Origin of the sequence: Reella acinonychis (genome assembly GCF_052384575.1) — a bacterium.
Taxonomy (GTDB): Bacteria; Pseudomonadota; Gammaproteobacteria; order Enterobacterales; family Pasteurellaceae; genus JBQSUQ01.
In genome coordinates, this window is the sequence record NZ_JBQSUQ010000009.1 from 1 (window position 1) to 2,492 (window position 2,492).

The 2,492-nt window shown below is 41.4% G+C and carries 2 protein-coding genes; both read left to right on the plus strand.

Annotation, left to right across the window (positions count from 1 at the left end):
• Window positions 1-132 precede the first annotated feature (132 nt).
• Window positions 133-948: a 3'(2'),5'-bisphosphate nucleotidase CysQ gene (gene cysQ, locus ACT2CV_RS05150; RefSeq protein WP_464973236.1), complete on the plus strand. Its 816-nt coding sequence runs from the start codon at window positions 133-135 to the stop codon at window positions 946-948.
• A gap of 32 nt (window positions 949-980) precedes the next feature.
• The gene (gene zwf / locus ACT2CV_RS05155; protein WP_464973235.1) at window positions 981-2,465 is read left to right on the plus strand and encodes a glucose-6-phosphate dehydrogenase; all 1,485 of its coding nucleotides are present in this window, start codon (window positions 981-983) and stop codon (window positions 2,463-2,465) included.
• Window positions 2,466-2,492 lie beyond the last annotated feature (27 nt).

The following is a 2,492-nucleotide window of genomic DNA, read 5'->3' on the forward strand; positions in this document are numbered from 1 at the left end:
AAAGTGCGGTGGGAAAATGTGAAGTTTTAGTGGTCATTCCTTTTGAATTTGATTATTTAGTTATAATACCTCGTGATTAAAGAACAAATTTGTTAAACTATTGTTATTCTTTTCTGATCTCGGGTTATTTTCATGTATTTGACAGAGCAATTTCTTAATGCTGTACTTGCAATAACTGCTGAAGCTGGTGAGATATTAGCTGACTTTTATCTAAAATCAGTGAAAGTTTATAATAAATCGGATAACACACCAGTGACTGAAGCCGATTTATTTCTTAGTCAGTTTTTAATGCAACGATTGTCTGAATTAACCCCAACAATTCCCATCTTATCAGAAGAAAATTGTAATATTCCTCTTGAACAGCGAATGAATTGGGATACTTACTGGTTGATAGATCCCTTGGATGGTACGCAAAATTTCATTGATAGAACAGATCAATTCGCAATTCTCATTTCATTAGTACATAAAAACCGTCCAATTTTAGGTGTCATTCATGCACCTATTTTACAATCAACCTATTATGCAATGGCTGGCTTTGGTGCTTATCGTAAACAAGGTCAACAAATTACCTCTTTACCAAAACGAAAAATTGATTTGACCGAACCGTTGAAAATTGTACTGGGTTCAGCAAATAAAAAGGAAAAAGTGCGGTCAATTTTACCGAAGAATTTTGCTCATGAATTTTTGATTTATGGCTCTAGTGGGCTTAAAAGCGCACTTGTGGCGGATGGGACCGCGGATTGTTATGTGCGTTTAGGTCGAACGGGCGAATGGGATACCGCAGCTGCAGAAATCCTATTACAAGAAGTGAATGGTGTTATTTTTGATCCTCATTTTGCATCTCTTACTTATAATCAAAGAGATACTTTTGTGAATCCAGATTTTGTTATGTGTGCTGACATGACATTAAATTGGCAACATATTTTTCACTTTGAACAGCTCAAATAACCAAAGGGTTAACATTATTTACGGAACTAAATATGAATATAGAAAATTGTTGTATCGTTATTTTTGGTGCCTCAGGAGATCTTACCCATCGTAAGCTAATCCCCGCACTTTATAACTTATATAAAATCGGGCGTTTATCAGAGAATTTCGCGGTTCTAGGTGTCGCCCGTACAGCGATGAATGATGAAGAATTTCGTCTTAAGATCAGAGAAGCATTAATTGCGCATGAGGATGCAAATGGTGAAACACTGAACAAGTTTCTTTCCCATTTAGAATACCAATCGCTAAATACATCAGAAGTTCTCGATTACGGCAAACTCGTTCCCCGTTTAGATGAGTTGCACGATAAATATCACACGGGTGGCAATACCCTTTACTACCTTTCTACCCCACCAAGCCTCTATTCTGTGATTCCTGAATGCCTTGCAGCACACGGACTAAATACCGAAGAATTTGGTTGGAAACGCATCATTGTGGAAAAACCGTTCGGCTACGATATGCGAACCGCCAAAGAGCTAGATTTACAAATGCACCGCTATTTTGAAGAGCATCAAATCTACCGTATCGACCACTATTTAGGCAAAGAAACGGTGCAAAACTTGCTTGTACTACGTTTTTCTAACGGCTTGTTTGAACCGCTTTGGAACCGCAATTTTATTGATTATGTGGAAATCACAGGGGCAGAATCCATTGGCGTGGAAGAACGTGGCGGTTATTACGATGGTTCAGGGGCAATGCGTGATATGTTCCAAAACCACTTATTGCAAGTGCTCGCAATGGTCGCAATGGAGCCACCTGCGATGATTGATGCGGATTCAATGCGTTCTGAAGTGGCAAAAGTGTTGCATTGCTTGCGTCCGCTTTCTAATGAGGACATCAAAAACAACTTGGTGCTAGGGCAATACGCCACTGGCACAATCAATGGTGAAAGCGTGAAAGGCTACTTACAAGAAAAAGGCGTGCCTGCGGAATCAAACACCGAAACCTTTATGGCGGTGCGTTGTGAAATCGAGAACTGGCGTTGGGCTGGCGTGCCTTTTTATGTTCGCACAGGCAAACGATTGGCAACTCGTGTAACCGAAGTGGTGATTCACTTTAAAACTACGCCACATCCTGTATTTAGCCAAAATGCCCCTGACAACAAATTGGTTATCCGTATTCAACCAGACGAAGGCATTTCAATGCGTTTTGGCTTGAAAAAACCAGGGGCTGGATTTGAATCTAAAGAAGTCTCAATGGATTTCCGCTATGCTGATCTAGCTTCGCCAAGCCTGCTAACCGCTTACGAACGCTTGCTGTTAGATGCGATCAAAGGCGATGCCACCCTGTTTGCCCGCACCGATGCCGTTCACGCCTGCTGGAAATTCGTGCAACCGATTTTGGACTACAAAGCCGAAAATGGCAGGGTGTACGAATACGAAGCTGGCACTTGGGGTCCATCCGAAGCCGATAAACTCATTGCAAAACACGGCAGAGTATGGCGTAAACCAAGTGGATTGATGAAGAAGAAAGTGTAATGTAAAGCGGACGCCAGCGTGGCGTCC

What these genes read in the sequence shown, in the direction of transcription:
- zwf (WP_464973235.1), top strand. Translation starts at nt 981, where the DNA reads ATGAATATAGAAAATTGTTGTATCGTTATTTTTGGTGCCTCAGGAGAT.
- cysQ (WP_464973236.1), top strand. Translation starts at nt 133, where the DNA reads ATGTATTTGACAGAGCAATTTCTTAATGCTGTACTTGCAATAACTGCT.